This is a genomic window from Tenacibaculum litoreum, assembly GCF_964513915.1.
In the GTDB taxonomy this organism is placed as follows: domain Bacteria; phylum Bacteroidota; class Bacteroidia; order Flavobacteriales; family Flavobacteriaceae; genus Polaribacter; species Polaribacter litoreum.
Genome location: NZ_CAZEQS010000004.1, coordinates 557,444 through 577,500 on the forward strand (window position 1 = coordinate 557,444; position 20,057 = coordinate 577,500).

A 20,057-nucleotide genomic window follows, 5' to 3' on the forward strand; every position below is an offset into this window, starting at 1 on the left:
AAACATCTTTACAAATAATTACGGAAACCCTCAAAACCAACTATTTAAGTCATAAAAGCTATTTTATTCATCATTAATGTAGCATTAAACTGAGTATAGAGTAAATTTGTACTCTTAATAATATTACTCAATAAACTACTGCCTTCATTTTCTTTGCTTGTCCAAAGAAAACGAACCAAAAGAAAGGACACTTTTACGAGGAATTTTTAAACCTTGTTTAAAAACGTCTGAAAAACGATGCGAGGCAAAGCCTCTGAATCTCATCGCTTTTTCAGACTATTCTGCGTAAAAGGGCTTCGAAAAACTGCTTTGTAAAATCGAATCTTTATTAGCTAACGTCATTACGAAGGAGGTACGACTGAAGTAATCTGTTTATTTCGAACTATAAACTTAAAGATTACTTCGTTATCACTCGTAATGACGTTTTTAATTAGAATTATTGGTATTGTTTATCGCCTCCAAGATGGTTTGCTATTACTAAAATTGTCCGCCAGCAATCAGGAAGTGATGTAGAATTTCCTCTTACACACTTTACAAAACCAGAAGGTTTTAGTAGTTTAATCAACTTAAAATCAATCAATTACCACTTACTTTTTAAGCAAGTTCAATATAGCAAATACAAATTGAATAGAAAATCCGCGGTGATTTTAGTAGTGAGAATACCGTGTTTTTCTTTTCTTTAATTTTACTAAGTTGAACAAATGGGATTATGCAACACTTTAAAATTTACAGAGTTTGCTATAAAACAACGTTCATTAGCTTTTTTATGTAGTTCAATTGCTTTTTCTATCATTGAACTTTCTGAAACTATAACGGTTGGGCTTAAACTAACCTCAGAGAAATACCCACTACCATTTGGTTTAGTTATCATAATACCAGTTGCTCTATCTATGTATTTAGTTACAATTATGTTAGATTCAGAACATAAATGTAGGTACCAAAGCATATGGCATGAGCATAATGAGGCCAGTAAAAGTTCTTCGGGATTATATTTAGTTTTATCGCCTCGAAATTCTGGGTCGGAAGAACATAAAATATTTGGTTTATTATCAATACTTATAATATGACTTCTTTCAAAGTCCTTGTAATTAGATGTTCCTTTACCTTTATTTCCAGTCCATTCTATCTTTGCTGTATAATTATGTTGATCTTTCATATTATATAATCTTCATTATTCCACCATTTTTTCATCCACTTCTCCGAAACTTGTTTTCCTTTCTCATAATTATCAACAACTACAATTAATTGATTTGAATGGTCACTATATTGCGTTAAAATATTCACATTAGCATCTGCTAATTCTTTACAAAACGCACCTAATTGACCAGGTATATCTTGTCTAAGTTTCTGAATTATTACATTACTTATTTTTGTTACTTTTATTCCAGCTTTTGCTAATTCAACTTTTGCTCTATCTGCTTCCTCTACTAAAAAATGAGCTATAGAAGAATTTCCTGTTTGGAAAACTCCTCCTCCTTCTAAACTTATATCACTTTCACCGAGTGTTTTTCCTATAAGAGCTAATTGTCCTAGCTTGTTTTCAAATAAAATTTCTATGTCTTTCATTTTTATAAATTTTAATACTTAGCAAAGTAAATGGATTTATTACGCTAACATTTCATTTGAAAATGAACAATGAAGGAAAAGAAAATAATAGGTCAAAAAAAGTTAAATTTTCAAAAGGTAAACAATCACTGTTTGATTTGTTAAGTGTTGTTTTGTAATAACTACCAACTGTTACTTAATTAAATATCAAATTTTAGTAGATGCTAACCCAAATAGAAAATCTGCGAAGGTTCTTAGAAGTGGAGAAGAATAAGTTATGAATTTTAAACGATTTTGACAGTAGTGTTTAACTCTTAATTATTGGGATTATTACTATCTCTATTTAGTTAGATTGATTTTCTTTCTCCTTACATACCTCCAAAAAAAAGACGCTTCTAAAAAGAAGCGTCTCTTAAAAATATTGATATGTATTTTGTTACAACGGAATATTCCCGTGTTTTCTATTAGGTCTTTCTACTTTTTTACCTTCTAACATCGCAAAAGCTTTGATTAGTTTTCTGCGCGTGTCTTGTGGTAAAATTACCTCATCTACAAATCCGCGTTCTGCTGCACGGTACGGATTCGCAAATTTATCAGCATACTCAGCTTCTTTCTCCGCTAATTTTGCTTCGTGATCGTCTGCTTCGGCAATTTCCTTTTTAAAGATAATTTCACTTGCTCCTTTTGCTCCCATTACTGCAATTTCTGCACTAGGCCACGCAAAGTTCATATCGGCTCCAATGTGTTTTGAGTTCATTACATCATAGGCTCCACCATAAGCTTTACGAGTAATTACACTTACTCTTGGCACGGTAGCCTCACTCAACGCATATAATAATTTTGCTCCGTTGGTAATAATAGCATTCCATTCTTGATCGGTTCCTGGTAAGAATCCTGGTACATCTACCAACACCAATAACGGAATATTAAAGCAATCACAAAAACGAGTAAAACGTGCTGCTTTTTTAGAACTGTTTACATCCAAACATCCTGCTAAACTCATCGGTTGATTGGCTACAATCCCAACACTTCTTCCTCCTAAACGCGCAAATCCGACCACGATATTATCCGCATAATCTTTATGGATTTCAAAAAACGAATCCGCATCAGCAATACCATCAATTACCGCACGCATATCGTACGGCTTGTTTGCATTATCTGGAACTATATTGGCTAACTCTTCTCTAGTTTCATCGCCTAATTCAAACGGTAGCTTTGCTGTAGTTTCTTGATTGTTCTGCGGCATATAACTCAACAATGTTTTAATATCCTCCAAACATTGTACATCGTTCGCTGCCGTTAAATGCGTTACTCCCGATTTGGTTGCATGCGTACTTGCTCCTCCTAATTCTTCCGAAGTTACTTCTTCATTGGTTACTGTTTTTACTACGTTAGGTCCCGTAACAAACATATAACTTGAATTTTCTACCATAACGGTAAAATCGGTCATGGCTGGTGAATACACTGCCCCACCTGCACAAGGTCCCATAATCGCAGAGATTTGCGGAATTACTCCTGATGCTTGTACATTTCTGTAAAAAATATCGGCATAACCACCTAACGAACGTACTCCTTCTTGAATACGCGCTCCACCAGAATCGTTCAATCCGATTAATGGTGCTCCTACTTTTACCGCTAAATCCATAATCTTACAGATTTTTTCGGCATGTGTTTCTGATAATGAACCTCCAAATACCGTAAAGTCTTGTGCAAACACATATACTAAGCGTCCGTTTACAGTTCCGTATCCCGTTACCACTCCGTCACCATAAAACTTCTGATTTTCCATTCCGAAATCGGTCGTTCTATGGGTTACTAAAATGCCTACTTCTTCAAAAGAACCTTCATCTAAGAAATAATTGATACGCTCACGAGCGGTTAATTTTCCTTTTTGATGATGACGGTCGATGCGTTGTTGTCCGCCTCCTAACTTTGCTTCGGTAATTTTATGTTGTAATTCTTCTATTTTAGATTTCATCTATATTCTTTTTTTGGGCGTTCCCCAAGGGTCGGGCTTTCCGCTATATCTTTTGTTGGTTCTCGATACTTGCTTCGCAAACTCGAACTGACAACAAAAGGATGCCGCTTCAAATGCTTTGCATTCAACGAAACACGTAAAATACAAATTATTGAGTTAATCCCTAACGCAAATTATGTATTAACAAGTTTTTAAAATACGTTGCTCTTTTAAATACTGCTGTAAGGCTACTTGTGCAGCAATCTTCGCTTCCTTTTCATATCCTGCTTCTAACAACTCAGGTGTGTAATACTTCTTTACAAAATGGGTATCGAAATTTCCTGAGGTGAAAGCTTCGTGTTCGCATACGAACTTTCCAAACGGCAACGTAGTTTCTATTCCTTTTACTTTGTAATTACTAATTGCTTGCTTCATTAGCTCGATAGCTTCTTCACGTGTATTTCCATAGGTAATCAATTTAGAAATCATCGGATCGTAATAAATAGGAATTTCCATTCCTTCTTCAAAACCATCATCTACACGAATATTTTCTCCTTTCGGATGTTGGTAAATTTCCAATACTCCAATACTCGGTGCAAAATTGTCTAACGGATCTTCGGCATATACACGTAACTCTAGCGCGTGTCCTTTAATATGTAAATCATCTTGCGTGAATGATAACTCCTCTCCTCTTGCTATTTTTATTTGCTGCTCTACCAAGTCTACTCCCGTAATCAGTTCAGTAACTGGGTGCTCTACTTGTAAACGTGTATTCATTTCTAGGAAGTAGAAGTTTTTGTTTTCGTCTAGTAAGAACTCAACCGTTCCTGCTCCTAAATAATCACAGGCTTTCGCAACTCTTACTGCTGCGGCTCCCATGGCTTCTCTAATTTCAGGAGTCAACACACTCGATGGCGCTTCTTCTACTACTTTTTGGTGGCGACGTTGTACCGAACATTCGCGTTCAAATAAATGTACTACGTTTCCATGAGCATCTGCCAATACTTGGATTTCAATATGACGTGGTGAGCCTACATATTTTTCTATAAATACAGAACCGTCTCCAAAAGCTGATTCTGCTTCTGAAATTGCACGCTGCATTTGTTCTTTAATATCTGCTTCTTTTTCAACAACACGCATTCCTTTTCCACCACCACCTGCTGAAGCTTTGATTAAAATTGGATAGCCTATTTCATTTGCTACTTTCGATGCATACTCGACATCAGTTACTGCTTCGTCAATACCCGGAACCATCGGAATATCGTAAGCTTTTACTGCATCTTTTGCAGCCAATTTGCTTCCCATCACTTCAATAGCATGGGTTTTCGGCCCTATAAATACAATTCCTGATTTTGCTACGGCTTCTCCAAAGGCTGCATTTTCACTTAAAAATCCGTATCCTGGGTGAATTCCATCTACACCTAACTCCTTCGCTACTTCAATAATTTTATCTCCTAATAAATACGATTGATTCGATGGTGCAGGACCAATACATACTGCTTCGTCTGCAAAAGTTACGTGTGGTGAATTTCTATCTGCTTCCGAATAAACAGCTACCGTTTTAATTCCCATCTTTTTTGCTGTACGCATTACACGCAACGCAATTTCTCCTCTGTTTGCTACTAATATCTTTTTCATATTATTCCATTTCTATTAAAACCGTATTCTTTTCTACTTTATCACCTGCCTGAATAGCTACCGATTTTACCACTCCGTCTCTTGGTGCTTGTAAGGTATTCTCCATTTTCATGGCTTCTAACACCAAAATTCCATCACCTTCTTTTACTTCTTGACCAATTTCAACATCAACAGAAACAATTAACCCAGGCATTGGTGCCTTGATATCGTTTTCTTTTTTCTCTGTTGCTACTTCTAACCCTAATTCATCAATCAACATATCTAATTCGTTAGAAATATTCACCTCATAGGTGTTTCCGTTGATTTGAATGGTGTATGTTTTTTTGTTAAAATTTGTTTGAAGTATGGTAGCTTGATATGATTGGTTACCTTCAAGTACGTGGTAGTTGTTTTTTGATTTTTCTACTATATCTAGCGCCTCTATTTGCGCTTCAGTAAAGTCAAAATCATGCGTTTTATTAACGCTCGTTTTAAAAGATTTACTCATAAATATCTGATATTTTCACCACTAAAATATTAAAATTACGATGGAATACATGAGTTAAATCTATAAATTGATTAGAATGTTTTTTTACTTTCTTAATTACTTCCTATTCATTTACAAGCAACCCTAGAAAAACCTACTATTTATCGCTCTTAATTCATATTTCATATATACCTTTGCACTGTTCTCATAAAGGGGTGCTTTTCAGTTATCAGTATTCAGTTAAATCAGTAAACAGTCGGTATAAGACTTTTCAATTTTAACTTTTCAACTTTTAACTTTATAAGGCTGAGATCATACCCAACGAACCTAGAACAGGTAATGCTGTTTAGGGAAGCGAGCGTAAATAAAAGGTCTGGTAGACCTTTTTAGCGAGTGCAAAAGTAAAGCTACGCTTTACGCTCATAATTTAATTATTCAATGTTTAACTAAAGAATAATTACCTCTTTTTATTCAATTTTGTTTTTTATAAAATGAGACCGATGTCTTTTCAAAAAAAAGTGAAAATAGTAGCTTTTTTACTCGTATTATTTACAACGTTAACAGCAAGTGCGCAAACATTTACTTTATCTGGAAAAGTAATTGATACTAACAAAAAGCCTTTGGTAGGTGCTACTGTAACTGTTGCAACTCTTAACAAAGGAACTGCTACCGATTTTAATGGTGATTTTAAATTAAATCTATTAAAAGGAACTTATGTTTTTAAAGTTTCTCACGTTGGTTTTGAGCCACTTTTACAGGAGGTTATTATAACCAAAAATCAGCAGTTTACATTTCAGTTAACTTCTGATGAAGCTATTTTAGATGAAGTATTGGTTTCTGCCGTTCGTGTAAAAGCAGATGCGCCTGTAACGCACTCTAATCTTAGTAAACAAGAAATTGAAAAACGTAATTTAGGACAGGATATTCCTGTATTATTAAACTATTTACCTTCAGTAACTTCATCATCTGATGCAGGTGCTGGTATTGGATACACTTATATTCGTGTACGTGGTTCAGATGCTACTCGTGTAAACGTTACGATTAACGGAATTCCGTATAACGATGCCGAGAGTCAGGGAACTTTTTGGGTTAATATGGGAGATTTTGCTTCTTCTACCCAAAGTTTACAATTACAGCGTGGTGTAGGTACTTCTACAAACGGTTCTGGAGCTTTTGGAGCTAGTTTAAACATCTTAACCGATGCTGTTTCAGAGGAAGCTGGTGGAGAAATTTCAAACGCTTTTGGTTCGTACGGAACAAGAAAGCACACCGTAAAGTTTACTACTGGAAAATTAAATAATGGGTTTGAATTTGCTGGACGTTTATCTAACATTTACTCTGATGGTTACGTTGATAGAGCTTTCACCGATTTAAAATCGTATTTCTTACAAGGTAGCTATACCGATGACAATACGTTGATTAAAGCCTTAGTTTTTGGAGGAAAAGAAAGAACCTATCAAGCTTGGTACGGATTGACTCCTGAGGAACTAAAAGAAAATCGCCGTCAAAATCCGTATACCTACGATAATGAAACTGATAATTATTGGCAAGATCACTATCAATTACACTGGAACGAGCAGTTATCTGAAAATTGGTCTACTAATATTGGATTAAACTACACACGTGGTAAAGGATATTACGAGCAATTTAAAGGAGGAAGCGATGCTGCCGATTACGATGATTTAATTGTTGATGGAAGCGATGTAATTGTTCGTCGTTGGTTAGACAACCATTTTTATGTTGCTAATGGGAATGCTACTTACAAAAATGACAAGTTAGAAGTTATTTCTGGGGTTTCGTACAGTACCTATAATAACGACCATTACGGAGAAATTATTTGGGGAGGTGATTTAGCTCCGAATACCAACATTAATGACCATTACTACAACAGTACTTCTGAAAAAACAGATTTGAGTGTTTTCTCTAAAGCTACGTTTAGTCTTTCAGAGCAATTTAAAGCGTTTGTTGATGTACAAGGAAGGTTTGTAAATTATCAAACGAAAGGATTGACATCTGATAGAGCTCCTATTGATGTTGATAAAGATTATAACTTCTTTAATCCTAAGTTTGGGCTTACCTATACCATAAATGACGAACATAGTTTATATGCTTCGTACGCTAAAGCGAACAGAGAACCTAATAGAAATGATTTCGAAGGTGGTAATTCTCAACACGAAAGCTTAGATGATTATGAGTTAGGTTGGCGCTTGGCAAATAAAACAGTTCGATTAAATACAAACGTATACTATATGAATTATCAGAATCAGTTAATTCTTACCGGTGCTATTGACCCAAATACTGGAGAACCTTTACGTGCTTCTAGTGGTAGTAGTTATCGTTTAGGACTGGAAATTGATGCAGATATTACTTTATCTGAACAAGTATCTATGCGTCCTAACATTGCTTTTAGTAAAAATATTAATAAGGATTACAATGCTGAAATTAATGGGGAATTACAAAATTTAGGAGATACTCCTATTACTTTTTCTCCAGATATTATTTTTGGAAATGCATTGATTTATCGACCGGTTAACAATGTACAAATCGCATTCTTATCTAAATATGTTGGAAAACAATTTATGAGTAACCTAGATAGTAGAGTATCTAGTTTAGATGTCTTAGAAGGATTCTTTACGAGTGACTTAAACATTGTTTATGAAATTAAAACTAATAAGATTTTTAAATCAATTGTACTTACTGGGTTAGTAAACAACATTTTTAACAAAGAATATGTTGATAGAGGATATTATTATACATACGACGATACGTGGACTACTCCAGGAACAACTACTACTGTTGATGGTGCTGGATACTATCCGCAAGCTACTAGAAACTTTTTAGTAGGTGCAACGTTAAAATTTTAAGTGGGAAAATGCTAGAAAAACAAAAAACCGAGACAAATTGTCTCGGTTTTTTTATAGAATTCTTTTCCTTCTTTTGATTATTTAAGCAAAAAAGATAACTTCGCTATACAGTAATATTAAAATATCTCAAGTTCTAAATAGTGGATATTAGACATCAAACAAAATTACTCATTAGTCATATTAATCAAGATGTAGCTCTTGACAAACATGCTGTTGATAAACTATCTTCTATTCTTGTATTTAAGAAATTAAATAAAAAAGAGTTTTTAATCAGACCTAGAGAAACTGCCAATACTATGAATTTTATTGTTCAAGGGTGTATGCGCAGTTACTACCTTGACGAAAATGCTCAAGAACATACTTTACAATTGGGTATTGAACAATGGTGGATAAATGATTTATATAGCTATCTAAGTAGGAAAAAATCAAGAATGTATGTACAAGCGCTAGAAAAAACCTTACTTGTACAGTTGCCTAAGAAAGAATTAGATAAACTATATATTGAGATTCCCGAAATTTCTCATTTCTTTCGGACTAAAATACAAAATGCTTATGTGGCTGTTCAAGAACGTGTTATTGATAGCATGAGCGACAATGCTTATGATCGTTATAAAAGTTTTAGAAAAGCATATCGAGATATAGAACAACGTGTGCCACAATATATTATAGCTTCTTACCTTGGAGTAACACCTGAATTTTTAAGTTATTTACGAAAAAAACACTCTTAAATTCACTTCTTAAGATACCTTAAGTTTTTTCTTCTACCCTCTCTCTAATTTTAACCCATATAATAAAACATGGGTTATGTTTCGATTAATAAATTTAATTTTTTTTATCACATTTTGGATACAAACATTAAGTTCTCAAAGTGTTAGTTTCTCACCAGAAATGATAGTAGGAAATCGCTCTACCAGCTATCAACATTACATTGGATATAAGTTTAATGCCTCCTGGTCTATTAATAATGTATCCTTATTTGACACAGAATATACTAATAATATAAACAACATCTTTTTCATAAGAAACATGTTGTCATATAATCTTAACAAACATTTTAAAGCCAATGCTTCTATAGGAATTAAAAACCCTGGCGCATTTGCATCATTAACATCTCAATATGAGTATACAGCCTCAAACTTTAAGTTAAGTTATGCTATTGGTAGTACGTATCAAAACGGGGTTACACTAGAACAAACTTTAATGATGAATTATACACCAAATCTGACTAAAAAACTTCAAGCTTACTTAAATCTATTCGCTGTAGTTAATACCAATTTAAAAGCGCTAGATAGAGGCATACAGCAACTTCGTATTGGTATAAAAAAAGAACAACTTATTACTGGAATGGCAATAAACCTAGACCAGTTTACCAAAGCAGAAAAAACACTCGAAAACTTTGGAGTATTTATAAAATTTAACTTCTAAAGAATACATATTATGAACACAAAACAAGACACAGGACTTTTAATTTTAAGAGTAAGCATTGCATTAACCATGTTGGTTTATGGCATTACTAAATTAATTTTTGGGATCGATTTTATTAAAAGTTTACTTAACCAACATGGGATACCATCCTTTATAGCTTATGGGGTTTATATTGGTGAAATTTTAGCACCTATCCTTATTGTAATTGGGTATAGAACTAAATTGGTTGGACTTGTATTTGCTATTAACTGTTTAGTAGCCATTATAATGGTACAACTACCTTACCTTTTTAAACTTAATGAGTTTGGTGGTTGGGCAATTGGTCCAATTTTCATCTACATGATGTTTGGTATTACATTATTCTTTACAGGTGCCGGCAAGCATGCATTGTCAACCAATAACAAATGGGATTAACATTATTGCTATGCAACTATTTTTTTATCAGTATTAGGATTGATAGGAGGCATTTTTTTTAGCAGTTCAAGCTGGGGTTAACTCCCATTTGGGCAGTACTCTAAAACAACCTATTCTAGCTGTAATTGCTAGTTCAATTAGTAGTTTGGTATTTGGGTATTTATTGTTGATGTTAATAAGAAAAGAGAGCATTCAAAGCATTACAACAACTCAAATACCATGGCACCTATAGTTTATTGGAGGTTTGTTTAATATTATAGGTATCGCTATATACTTTTATAATATTCCAAAAATAGGTATTTCTAAAATGATTGCGTTAGGACTTTGCGGTCAGCTAGTGTTTTTATTAATAGCAGGAAAACACGGTTGGCTTAACTTACCTATGGAACCTATTACAACAAAACGCTTAATAGGAACAATAGCAATGTTAATAGGTATAATACTCATTAACTCAAAATAATAAATTCATGACCACAATACAATTGAACATTCAAAACCTAATTTCATTATGGAGAACTGTAAGACATCCCTTTAACACATGTAATGAAGATAAAAATATAGGCTATTGTTTTATACCAAACTCACAATGACCAAATAAAACTTGGTTAAAAAAAAGAGTATGACGTAGATATTTTAAGTGAAATAAAAATATTATTTAAATCAGAATTAGACAATCTCACCTTCTCGTATTTTGATTTAGATTTTAGCAAAAAAAGTACGATTTTCGATTATCATGGTTTTAGCGAAGTTGCTACACAATATGGCATGTCATTAAACCTTACTAAAAAGACAAAGGTATCTAAGCATTTAAAATTTGAGCTGGTTACTAATGCTAATTATGCTAAAAAATGGAACTATTAAAAAACTTACAATGGTGTTATGCTACCAAAAAATTTAACCCTTCAAAAAAGGTGTCTAAAAATGACCTAGATAAATTAAAAAAAGCCATTCAATTATCAGTTTCTTCCTATGGGTTGCAATTATATAAAACATTGATAATTGAAAATCAAGATATTAAAAACAAACTAAGACCAGTATCTTGGAATCAAAATCAAATTACAGATGCTTCATACTTATTTGTATTTTGTAATTACACGGAGGCTACACATGAGGCCATTGACAACTTTATTAAACAAACTGCTGAAATACGTAATTTGGACTTAGAGAGACTAAGTGGCTATGGTGATTTTATAAAATCTAAACTCGCTGAAAAATCTCAAACCTATTTGGCCTTAGGAAACCTTTTAAACGCATGTGCTGAGTTAAAAATAGATGCCTGCCCTATAGAAGGGTTTGAGCCAAAAGCTTACAATCAAATCTTGGGTCTTGATAAACAAGGATTGAATGCTTCAGTAATTGCTCCAATAGGTTATAGAAAATATGACGACAACACTATTAAACAGTTAAAAGTAAGAAAGCCTATAGAAATTCTATTTGATATTATTTAATATTAAGGAAAAAGGTTTGGGTTAGTTTCCTAACCTTTTTAATTTAATACGGTTATTTTAAAATAAGCATCCATAATGGAAAATGAAATTGTTAAGTTAATTTCTAGATACCTTGAGCTTACTAATGAGGAAGCTTCTGCCCTTACTGAATGTATTCTTGTTAAATCTTTTAAAAAAGGAGACATCCTTTTAAGAGAAGGGCAAGTATCCAAAGAGTCTTATTTTGTTATTCATGGCTGCGTAAGAAAGTATTATATTATCGATGGTGGAGAACGTACCACAGAATTTTATGTAGAAGAAGAATCTGTAGCTTCATTACAAAGTTATAAAAACAAAACACCAGCCAACCATTATTTTGAATGTGTTGAAGATTCGAAACTCGCAGTTTTAAGCTATGAAAAAGAACAGGAGCTTTTTAAACGTGTTCCTAAATACGAAACTTTGTGTAGAATATCTATCGAAAGTGGTTTTGGACAGCAACAGGAAGCTTTAGCTAAATTTATTACTTCAAGTCCAGAAGAACGGTATAAAAACCTTTTAGAAACTAGACTAGACTTGTTACAACGTGTGCCTCAATATCATTTGGCAAGTTACTTGGGTATGAAACCTGAATCTTTAAGTAGAATTAGAAAGCGGATTACTCGTAAATAATAATCTATTAATCATTACCGAAAAAGTCTTTAAAATTCTTTTGTTCAGACTTCCATGTCCATTCAGATCTACTAAAATTACCGGAATCTTCAATCACCCTTATCGTTATTGCATCAATAATTTCTATAATTATAGTTCCATCTAACTGATCTTTTCCCACAAGCATGTCTGATGTCTGACCATACTAAATAGATTTTAGAATCTTTAATTGTGCCATGACCAACGTGACACCTTTGTTCACCCAAAGAAAACTCTTCTGTTGGCTGGTTCAGCCCTAACTAAAATACTGAATTATTTTTTACTTCTATCCAAAACGGATTATTCCCACTAGACACACAACAACCAGATTTAATAGTCTGTTCTTTCATATTCTTATTTTCTTTATTTTAAATTATTTATATTTCAATATTCACAATCAACTATTGTGCTAAATAGATTGATAATATTAATATACAAAACAATATTTGTAATACTAGGTCTTTAATATTCATACTTTTTGCTTTATATTAAAGCAAAAATATTTTAGACTAAAATCTAATTCATTAACTAAAGTTAATTAACAGTATCTGTTTTATCTACCACTCCCTAATTTTTCCTCGATGCCAAAATACCCGCTTTTAACATCATTGTTTAATAAATATAAAATATCAGTGGTAACCTCTTTTGGTAATCGAAGAGCTGCTCTTCCTCCCATGTCGGTTTGTGCCCATACTGGATCTAAAGACGATACCGTTATACTCTTACTTTCCAAACGCTTCACTAGTAATTTAGCATACATATTTAAAGTTGCTTTAGACATTTTATAATGGGTCTGAAAGGCATCAAAATTCTGTTCACTAAAAGCCCCCAGTCAGACGCGATGCTAATAATATATGCTTTCGTATTTAATCTTGAAAGAAGTTTTTCAGTTAATTCAATAATGCCAAATACATTTGTATTAAAGGTTTGTTTTAACTGTTTCATATTAATTGCTGAAACATCCCATTTTTCGATTAAAATACCTGCGTTATTGATTATAAAGTCTAACTTTATATCTTTCAACATCGCTACAAATTTCTCAATAGAATTGCTGTTGGATAAATCAAGTTTTAAGCATTTAAAATTAGAGTGACCAAGTGGGTTATTTCCTGTGGTAAACAAATCAATTATCTTAAAACCTGACCCATTATACAACATTTCAACTGTTGCTAAACCAATACCTCTACTGCTACCTGTAACTATCCCGTGTTTCATAATATATTTCATTTTACTATTGATTTATGTTTTACTTTGGGTTGTTTGCACATAACCAATTGTATTTACTACAATTTAAAAAAGTAAATCTGTTTTTATAAGTATTAATTTCATTCTATTTATGATTGATATTATTATTATCAAATTTAGCCCGTTAAATAGTTAAAAAAATTAAAGCAATTATGACTGTAAAATATGGCTACAGGTTACATGAATTTTAACATACTTCTTTAAGATTTCTCTACTTAAACCCTTTAATTAATAGCCAAAGGGTAAACGAAAACTCACCAAAAATAGCAGGTATGATTACTATTATGGTAAATATATCTTTATAGTCAAGATAATTAGAGATAAAAATATTTGCAAAACCATCTATAAAATACCCTATTGCCCCAATAAACAACAATATACCTATAGGCTTTGGAACATTATTGGATTTAAAAATCAAATAACATAAAAATGCTAAATGTATTCCAAAAATCATTAAACCTAGAGTCCATATTTCATTAAATTTTTTTAATAAAGACATTATAGTTTGTTGTGTTTCTATGGATTGGGAATTTAGCTTCTTATTAGAAATTATATTATATACCTCAAATAAGTTTAAAAGAGCTGCACAAAAAAACAATACATTAATAAATCTTAAGATAGATGCTGTTATAGAAATATTTCTGCTCACCCATTTAAATAACTTATATAAAGACCACACTAATAACAAATCAAAAATCAACATTACTATGAACCCGATGATACCATAACCCAACTGTGATGTGTTTTCATTTAAATTTTGAATTGTCTCATTAATATTATTTAAATCAATTAAGTTTTCTACTGCATAAAAATTCGCATAGAACCCAGATATAAAAATTATTAGATAAGCAATTCCAGAAATTCTTGCTCGTTGTTTCATAATTATATTTCTAGAAGATCGAACAAAAATATAGGTCTATGCTATTATTAGCATTGACTTAAGTTAAGATAATTAGTATTGAATTTTATTAGTAAAAAAGAAGTTTATTATTTATAAGTACAGCCGTTAAAGTGATCAACAGGTAACTTAACTCAATAGATGACACTAAAAAAATCCCGAGTATGTAACTCGGGATTTTTTTAGTCTTTATTTATTTTTCCTACAGCACAACTTACAAATGATTTTGCTTTATGTACCATTGTGTTTTTATCTCCAGCTTCTGGATAGCCTAATTTTGATAACTTTTCTTTTACTTTCGATAACACCTCTTTTTTCATGGAAATGGTAACCAACGATTTCTCAACATTAACAGTAACATTCGTTACTTTATTTATACTCGATAATTCTTTGGTTATGGTTACTGCACAACCTCCACATTTTAGTTTTCTATATAAACTTCGTATTGCATATTATTTATTTTTCTCTGTCCATTCTAAATAGCCTCCTAAAACATTATAGGCTTCATAACCTTTTTCAGCTAAAAGTTCAGTAGCTTTTTTACTTCTACCTCCTGAGCGACAGTAAATATATACAGGTCGGGTTTTATCTAACTTTTCTAAAACCTTTCCTTCAAAATCTTCTCCTGTAATATCTATTTTAATTGGAGTTTTAATAACTCCTCCAGCCCACTCTTCTGGGGTTCTAACGTCTAATAACTGTACGTTATCTTCGTTTTCTAAAACTACTTGTAAATTTTCTACTGTGATATCTTTTGCCTCATTGGTTTGTGGCTTACACGACAATACCACTGTTAAAAATAAACCTACTAAAAAAATACCCTTGTTCATTTTTACTTATTTTAAAGTTGATGGACATACCGTTGCTGTTCTTGGAATATCAGTTTCTTTAATCGCTTTATATCCTCCAGCAACATCAATTATATTATGAAATCCTCTGGCTTTTAAAATAGACGCCGCTATTACCGAACGGTATCCACCAGCACAGTGTACATAGAAGTCTTCTTTTGTTGGGAACTCTTCTACATGTTCATTTAAAAAGTCTAATGGAGTACTTGGTACGTCTACAATATGCTCATTTGCGTATTCTCCTGGTTTTCTAACATCAAAAACAGGTGCTTCTTTTGTTATTGCTTCTGCTAAAACATTTGCAGAAACAGAACGTAACGTGTCCACTTCTTTTCCTGCTTCTTTCCAAGCTGCAAAGCTTCCATCTAAATATCCTAACACGTTATCAAAACCAACACGAGATAAACGTGTAATAGTGGTTTCTTCTTCACCTTCTGGAGTCACTAATAAAATTGGTTGAGTAACATCTTTAATCAATGCCCCTACCCATGGAGCAAATGTTCCACCTAAACCAATAAAAATTGATTGTGGAATAAATCCTTTAATAAATTCTGATTGATGGCGTACATCTAAAATCAGCGCATCTGTTTCATTTGCTATTTTTTCAAAATCTGTTACTGATAAAGCTGTTGCTCCACTTTTGATAACTTCATCGATAGATTGATACCCTTCCTTATTCATTTTTACATTTAAAGGAAAATATTCAGGTGGAGGTAGTAATCCATCAGTTACTTCTTTAACAAACTCTTCTTTGGTCATATCTGCACGCAATGCGTAATTGGTTTTCTTTTGATCGCCAATTGTACCCACTGTTTCTTTGCTTAAGTTTTTACCACAAGCTGAACCTGCTCCGTGTGCTGGATATACAATTACATCATCTTCCAGCGTCATAATTTTTGTACGTAAACTATCGTACAATAATCCTGCTAATTCATCTTGTGTTAGGTTAGCTGCTTTTTGTGCTAAATCTGGGCGCCCTACATCACCTAAAAACAAGGTGTCTCCACTAAAAACTGCATAATTTTTTCCTTCCTTATCTTTTAACAAATAAGAAGCACTTTCCATTGTATGTCCTGGAGTATGTAATACGGTAATAGTAATATCTCCTAATGTAAATATTTCTCCATCTGTTGCAATATGAGCTTCATAATTTGTTTTTGCTGTTGGTCCGTATACAATTGTCGCTCCTGTTTTTTCAGCTAGCGTAACATGACCACTTACAAAATCTGCATGGAAGTGAGTTTCGAAAATATATTTGATTTTAGCGCCATCTTTTTCAGCTCTGTTTATATAAGGATCAACTTCACGTAACGGATCTATAATTGCTACTTCTCCATTACTTTCAATATAATAGGCTCCTTGTGCTAAACAACCTGTATAAATTTGCTCTATTTTCATGATATTATATATTATTTATACGCTTGGTGTATATACTGTGCGTATTTTTTCTGATTTTGATTATCTCCTGTTTTATAAAAATTTACGGCACCATTGGCACGCATAAAAAAGTGATCTAAACTTACAACGTCTAATAAACCTCCTCTGAAAAAGGCATCTCTAACAGGCCCTTTTACTCCTGCAAAATAAAATTGGATATTGTGTTTGTTAAAATAAATTATACGTTCTTTTAACATCTCTATCCCAGTACTATCTACTCTATTAATACTCTCTGCATCTAATACAATCAATTTTAATGCCTTCCCTTTTTCTTCTGTCATTTCGTCCAATTTGTCTCTAAAATAGTTAGAGTTGGCATAAAATAACTGCGCATCAAAACGAAACACTAAAATTTCATCATCTAAAATAACTTCCTTAAACCTGTTTTTATTACGATAGAAATCTGAATTTGGTACTTTTCCTAACTCAGCTACATACGGTCTTGAGGTTCTAAAAATTAAAACAATTAACGATAAAACTACCCCGATTAAAATTCCGTATTCAATTCCGAAGAAAATAGTAGCTAAAAAAGTAGCTAAGAGTAACCAGAAATCTAAATTATTTGCTTTCCATAACCTTCTTGCTTCTTTTACATTAATCAGATTAAAAACCGCAACGATAATAATTGCTGATAAAATAGTTTTTGGTAAGTGGTAAAAAACTGGGGTTAAAAAAAGTAATGTAAACACTACCAAAATTGCGGAAACAATTGCGGAAATCCCTGTAGTTCCTCCCGATTCTGCATTGATTGCCGAACGAGAAAAACTTGATGCTGATGGGTAAGATTGAAATAACGATCCAACCATATTACTTAATCCCAAAGCAACCAGTTCTTGATTTGGTCTTACTCTATACTCATCCTGCTTAGCTTCCAAAGTCTTTCCGATAGAAATAGTTTCTAAGTACCCTACCATAACCAAAGTCGCCGCTATCGGCATCAATTCGCGTATTAAAGCTATATCAATTACTGGTATTGAAAATTTAGGTAAGCCTGATGGAATATCTTTTACAATGGCTACATCTGATAGTTGTGTTCCAAAAAAACGTATGGTTACTATACCCAATATAACAACGATTAACGCATTGGGTATTTTTTTATTAATTCTTCTAAAAACTATAATAATAGCACATGCTACTAAACCTATAATTGTTGTATTTGTTTTAAAATATTTAAGCCTGAAGAGAATATCTTCTAATAATACATGAATTTGATCACTTTGTACAAACTCTACTCCGAATAAGTTCCTAAATTGATTTAATCCAATAATTAAAGCTACCGCAGAGGTAAATCCTGTTATTACAGGTCTTGATAAAAAGTTTACGATAAACCCTAAACGGAAAATCCCCATTAAAAACTGAATAGTACCTACTACCAGTGCGAGCAATATTGCTATAGCTATATAACTTTCAGACCCTGTTAATGCTAAGGTAGAAACTCCTGTTGCTACAATTAATGAATCCATTGCTACTGGACCAATTGCTACTTGACGTGATGTTCCAAAAATAGCATACATCAGTTGAGGCATTAAGGCTGCATACAAACCATAAATTGGTGGTAAGCCTGCTATAAGTGCATAGGCAATACCTTGTGGAATTAACACAATAGCAACTGTTATACCTGCAACTACATCACCTCTTAACTGCGATTTTTTATAGTTGGGTAACCATTCTAGTATCGGTATGAGTTTTTTTAGTAGATTCATTTATTTAAAAGAGCTCTCCTTGGCTAGTTCCTTTAATTCTTCCTAAATGTTTATAGGCCAAATCGGTTACTTCTCTTCCTCTTGGCGTACGCATAATAAATCCTTGTTGTATTAAAAAGGGTTCATATACTTCTTCAATTGTTTCTGCATTTTCAGCAACTGCTGTTGCTAAGGTGGTTATTCCTACAGGTCCGCCTTTAAACTTATCAATGATGGTAGATAAAATTTTATTATCCATTTCATCTAACCCATGTGCATCTACATTTAAAGCTTTTAAAGCATATCTCGCTATTTCTATTGTGATGGTACCATCTCCCTTAATTTGAGCAAAATCACGCACTCTACGTAATAATGCATTAGCAATACGAGGTGTTCCTCTACTTCTTCCAGCAATTTCAATCGCTGCTTCCATAGAAATAGGCATTTTTAAAATATAAGCACTTCGTTGAATAATCGTTGTTAGTAGTTCTGTTGAGTAATAATGTAATCGACTACTGATACCAAAACGAGCTCTCATAGGAGCTGTAAGCAATCCTGAACGAGTAGTTGCTCCTATTAAAGTAAATGGTTCAAGATTAATTTGAACTGTACGAGCGTTAGGTCCAGATTCAATCATTATATCGATTTTATAATCTTCCATTGCTGAGTACAAATACTCTTCTACAATAGGACTTAATCGATGGATTTCATCTATAAACAAAACATCTCGTTCATCTAAGTTGGTTAGTAACCCTGCTAAATCTCCTGGTTTGTCTAATACAGGTCCTGAGGTTACTTTTATTCCAACTCCTAACTCATTGGCTAAAATATGAGCCAACGTTGTTTTTCCTAATCCTGGAGGACCATGAAATAAGGTATGGTCTAATGCTTCATCTCTTTGATTTGCTGCCTCTACAAAAACTTTTAAATTGTCTATTGCCTGATCTTGACCAGTAAAATCATCAAATGAAAGCGGACGTAGTTTTTTTTCTACATCTAGTTCTTCATTTGAATAGTTTGTGTTTTCAGGGTTTAGGTTTTCATTCATATTAGTGCAAATATACTTGAAATATGATGTTTGCTTTGTAATATATGTTACTTAGCCAATATTTTTATGCTAAGATACATATTATAACGTGTTGTAATAATTAATGTGAATAATAAAAGCCCCATATAACCTCTATATGTTAGTAACAAAATATTGGTCCATTCACTATTTCAAAAAGAGCATCTTACGTTAATTATCATTCTAAAATGTCCTGAAGTTATAGTCAAGTTTTATTACAATGAGGGTATTCAAATTAAAAATTAGGTATAAAAAAAACCTCAATCTAATAAAAGATTGAGGTTTAAAAGAAAGGCAACGACCTACTCTCCCACCAGTGGCAGTACCATCGGCGCTAATGGGCTTAACTTCTCTGTTCGGAATGGTAAGAGGTGAGCCCCATTGCGATAATCACCTTAAATCGTTTCAGTATATTTCAACTGTATAAGTTAACATATTAGTAAAATCATATCATA

General features: G+C 32.8%; 20 protein-coding genes, 1 rRNA gene and 2 pseudogenes. 7 read left to right on the top strand and 16 right to left on the bottom strand.

Annotated features, from left to right (window positions below):
* Positions 1–688 precede the first annotated feature (688 nt).
* From ACKTTR_RS13995 to ACKTTR_RS14015, 5 genes are all read right to left on the bottom strand, one after another.
* Positions 689–1,156, bottom strand: a complete 468-nt coding sequence (locus ACKTTR_RS13995) for an OsmC family protein (protein ID WP_273695314.1) — start codon at positions 1,154–1,156, stop codon at positions 689–691.
* Positions 1,153–1,566, bottom strand: a complete 414-nt coding sequence (locus tag ACKTTR_RS14000; RefSeq protein ID WP_408028429.1) for an amino acid-binding ACT domain-containing protein — start codon at positions 1,564–1,566, stop codon at positions 1,153–1,155. Before ACKTTR_RS14000 ends, ACKTTR_RS13995 begins: the two co-directional genes overlap by 4 nt.
* Positions 1,567–1,981: 415 nt before the next feature.
* Positions 1,982–3,523: an acyl-CoA carboxylase subunit beta gene (locus ACKTTR_RS14005; protein WP_408028430.1), complete on the bottom strand. Its 1,542-nt coding sequence runs from the start codon at positions 3,521–3,523 to the stop codon at positions 1,982–1,984.
* Positions 3,524–3,703: 180 nt separating this feature from the next.
* On the bottom strand, positions 3,704–5,140 hold the full coding sequence (gene accC / locus ACKTTR_RS14010) for an acetyl-CoA carboxylase biotin carboxylase subunit (RefSeq protein WP_408028431.1): 1,437 nt from the start codon (positions 5,138–5,140) through the stop codon (positions 3,704–3,706).
* 1 nt (position 5,141) lies between these two features.
* Positions 5,142–5,627: an acetyl-CoA carboxylase biotin carboxyl carrier protein subunit gene (locus ACKTTR_RS14015; protein ID WP_173359330.1), complete on the bottom strand. Its 486-nt coding sequence runs from the start codon at positions 5,625–5,627 to the stop codon at positions 5,142–5,144.
* Positions 5,628–6,106: 479 nt separating this feature from the next.
* Here ACKTTR_RS14015 and ACKTTR_RS14020 point away from each other — a divergent pair, with 479 nt between their 5' ends.
* From ACKTTR_RS14020 to ACKTTR_RS14050, 7 genes and pseudogenes are all read left to right on the top strand, one after another.
* Entirely contained in the window at positions 6,107–8,470 is a 2,364-nt protein-coding gene (locus tag ACKTTR_RS14020; protein WP_408028432.1) for a TonB-dependent receptor, read from the top strand.
* A gap of 140 nt (positions 8,471–8,610) precedes the next feature.
* The gene (locus tag ACKTTR_RS14025) at positions 8,611–9,198 is read left to right on the top strand and encodes a Crp/Fnr family transcriptional regulator (protein WP_408028433.1); all 588 of its coding nucleotides are present in this window, start codon (positions 8,611–8,613) and stop codon (positions 9,196–9,198) included.
* A 76-nt stretch (positions 9,199–9,274) separates the two neighbouring features.
* Positions 9,275–9,895, top strand: coding sequence for a hypothetical protein (locus tag ACKTTR_RS14030; RefSeq protein WP_408028434.1), 621 nt, complete (start codon positions 9,275–9,277; stop codon positions 9,893–9,895).
* A gap of 12 nt (positions 9,896–9,907) precedes the next feature.
* Positions 9,908–10,309 (top strand): DoxX family protein, encoded by a 402-nt coding sequence (locus ACKTTR_RS14035; RefSeq protein WP_408028435.1) that lies wholly within the window; start codon positions 9,908–9,910, stop codon positions 10,307–10,309.
* An 88-nt stretch (positions 10,310–10,397) separates the two neighbouring features.
* A pseudogene (locus ACKTTR_RS14040) lies at positions 10,398–10,769 on the top strand (DMT family transporter).
* Positions 10,770–11,157: 388 nt separating this feature from the next.
* Positions 11,158–11,757 (top strand): NAD(P)H-dependent oxidoreductase, encoded by a 600-nt coding sequence (locus tag ACKTTR_RS14045; protein ID WP_408028436.1) that lies wholly within the window; start codon positions 11,158–11,160, stop codon positions 11,755–11,757.
* 75 nt (positions 11,758–11,832) lie between these two features.
* Positions 11,833–12,408 carry a Crp/Fnr family transcriptional regulator gene (locus ACKTTR_RS14050; protein ID WP_408028437.1) on the top strand — a complete coding sequence of 192 codons (576 nt, stop codon included), beginning with the start codon at positions 11,833–11,835 and terminating at the stop codon, positions 12,406–12,408.
* Between the two features lie 7 nt (positions 12,409–12,415).
* Here ACKTTR_RS14050 and ACKTTR_RS14055 read toward each other — a convergent pair whose 3' ends face one another.
* From ACKTTR_RS14055 to rrf, 11 genes and pseudogenes are all read right to left on the bottom strand, one after another.
* Complete coding sequence (locus tag ACKTTR_RS14055) at positions 12,416–12,568, bottom strand: hypothetical protein (protein ID WP_408028438.1); 153 nt, start codon at positions 12,566–12,568, stop codon at positions 12,416–12,418.
* A gap of 411 nt (positions 12,569–12,979) precedes the next feature.
* Positions 12,980–13,207, bottom strand: coding sequence for a Rossmann-fold NAD(P)-binding domain-containing protein (locus ACKTTR_RS14060; protein WP_408028439.1), 228 nt, complete (start codon positions 13,205–13,207; stop codon positions 12,980–12,982).
* Entirely contained in the window at positions 13,189–13,641 is a 453-nt protein-coding gene (locus ACKTTR_RS14065) for an SDR family NAD(P)-dependent oxidoreductase (RefSeq protein WP_408028440.1), read from the bottom strand. Before ACKTTR_RS14065 ends, ACKTTR_RS14060 begins: the two co-directional genes overlap by 19 nt.
* Positions 13,642–13,882: 241 nt before the next feature.
* Positions 13,883–14,551: a DUF4386 domain-containing protein gene (locus ACKTTR_RS14070; protein WP_408028441.1), complete on the bottom strand. Its 669-nt coding sequence runs from the start codon at positions 14,549–14,551 to the stop codon at positions 13,883–13,885.
* A 200-nt stretch (positions 14,552–14,751) separates the two neighbouring features.
* Positions 14,752–14,889 carry a hypothetical protein gene (locus ACKTTR_RS14075; protein WP_408028442.1) on the bottom strand — a complete coding sequence of 46 codons (138 nt, stop codon included), beginning with the start codon at positions 14,887–14,889 and terminating at the stop codon, positions 14,752–14,754.
* 6 nt (positions 14,890–14,895) lie between these two features.
* A pseudogene (locus ACKTTR_RS14080) lies at positions 14,896–15,015 on the bottom strand (cation transporter); the annotation flags it as partial.
* Between the two features lie 6 nt (positions 15,016–15,021).
* On the bottom strand, positions 15,022–15,399 hold the full coding sequence (locus ACKTTR_RS14085; protein WP_408028443.1) for a rhodanese-like domain-containing protein: 378 nt from the start codon (positions 15,397–15,399) through the stop codon (positions 15,022–15,024).
* A 6-nt stretch (positions 15,400–15,405) separates the two neighbouring features.
* Positions 15,406–16,815 (bottom strand): MBL fold metallo-hydrolase, encoded by a 1,410-nt coding sequence (locus ACKTTR_RS14090; protein WP_408028444.1) that lies wholly within the window; start codon positions 16,813–16,815, stop codon positions 15,406–15,408.
* A gap of 11 nt (positions 16,816–16,826) precedes the next feature.
* A complete protein-coding gene (locus ACKTTR_RS14095; RefSeq protein WP_408028445.1) occupies positions 16,827–18,557 on the bottom strand; it encodes a SulP family inorganic anion transporter in 1,731 nt (576 codons plus the stop codon).
* A 4-nt stretch (positions 18,558–18,561) separates the two neighbouring features.
* On the bottom strand, positions 18,562–19,584 hold the full coding sequence (gene ruvB / locus ACKTTR_RS14100) for a Holliday junction branch migration DNA helicase RuvB (protein WP_408028446.1): 1,023 nt from the start codon (positions 19,582–19,584) through the stop codon (positions 18,562–18,564).
* Positions 19,585–19,891: 307 nt separating this feature from the next.
* Positions 19,892–20,000: ribosomal RNA gene (rrf, locus tag ACKTTR_RS14105) — 5S ribosomal RNA — on the bottom strand.
* Between the last annotated feature and the right edge of the window lie 57 nt (positions 20,001–20,057).

What these genes read in the sequence shown, in the direction of transcription:
- ACKTTR_RS13995 (WP_273695314.1), bottom strand. Translation starts at nt 1,156, where the DNA reads ATGAAAGATCAACATAATTATACAGCAAAGATAGAATGGACTGGAAAT.
- ACKTTR_RS14000 (WP_408028429.1), bottom strand. Translation starts at nt 1,566, where the DNA reads ATGAAAGACATAGAAATTTTATTTGAAAACAAGCTAGGACAATTAGCT.
- ACKTTR_RS14005 (WP_408028430.1), bottom strand. Translation starts at nt 3,523, where the DNA reads ATGAAATCTAAAATAGAAGAATTACAACATAAAATTACCGAAGCAAAG.
- accC (WP_408028431.1), bottom strand. Translation starts at nt 5,140, where the DNA reads ATGAAAAAGATATTAGTAGCAAACAGAGGAGAAATTGCGTTGCGTGTA.
- ACKTTR_RS14015 (WP_173359330.1), bottom strand. Translation starts at nt 5,627, where the DNA reads ATGAGTAAATCTTTTAAAACGAGCGTTAATAAAACGCATGATTTTGAC.
- ACKTTR_RS14020 (WP_408028432.1), top strand. Translation starts at nt 6,107, where the DNA reads ATGTCTTTTCAAAAAAAAGTGAAAATAGTAGCTTTTTTACTCGTATTA.
- ACKTTR_RS14030 (WP_408028434.1), top strand. Translation starts at nt 9,275, where the DNA reads ATGTTTCGATTAATAAATTTAATTTTTTTTATCACATTTTGGATACAA.
- ACKTTR_RS14035 (WP_408028435.1), top strand. Translation starts at nt 9,908, where the DNA reads ATGAACACAAAACAAGACACAGGACTTTTAATTTTAAGAGTAAGCATT.
- ACKTTR_RS14045 (WP_408028436.1), top strand. Translation starts at nt 11,158, where the DNA reads ATGGAACTATTAAAAAACTTACAATGGTGTTATGCTACCAAAAAATTT.
- ACKTTR_RS14050 (WP_408028437.1), top strand. Translation starts at nt 11,833, where the DNA reads ATGGAAAATGAAATTGTTAAGTTAATTTCTAGATACCTTGAGCTTACT.
- ACKTTR_RS14060 (WP_408028439.1), bottom strand. Translation starts at nt 13,207, where the DNA reads ATGTCTAAAGCAACTTTAAATATGTATGCTAAATTACTAGTGAAGCGT.
- ACKTTR_RS14065 (WP_408028440.1), bottom strand. Translation starts at nt 13,641, where the DNA reads ATGAAACACGGGATAGTTACAGGTAGCAGTAGAGGTATTGGTTTAGCA.
- ACKTTR_RS14070 (WP_408028441.1), bottom strand. Translation starts at nt 14,551, where the DNA reads ATGAAACAACGAGCAAGAATTTCTGGAATTGCTTATCTAATAATTTTT.
- ACKTTR_RS14075 (WP_408028442.1), bottom strand. Translation starts at nt 14,889, where the DNA reads ATGAAAAAAGAGGTGTTATCGAAAGTAAAAGAAAAGTTATCAAAATTA.
- ACKTTR_RS14085 (WP_408028443.1), bottom strand. Translation starts at nt 15,399, where the DNA reads ATGAACAAGGGTATTTTTTTAGTAGGTTTATTTTTAACAGTGGTATTG.
- ACKTTR_RS14090 (WP_408028444.1), bottom strand. Translation starts at nt 16,815, where the DNA reads ATGAAAATAGAGCAAATTTATACAGGTTGTTTAGCACAAGGAGCCTAT.
- ACKTTR_RS14095 (WP_408028445.1), bottom strand. Translation starts at nt 18,557, where the DNA reads ATGAATCTACTAAAAAAACTCATACCGATACTAGAATGGTTACCCAAC.
- ruvB (WP_408028446.1), bottom strand. Translation starts at nt 19,584, where the DNA reads ATGAATGAAAACCTAAACCCTGAAAACACAAACTATTCAAATGAAGAA.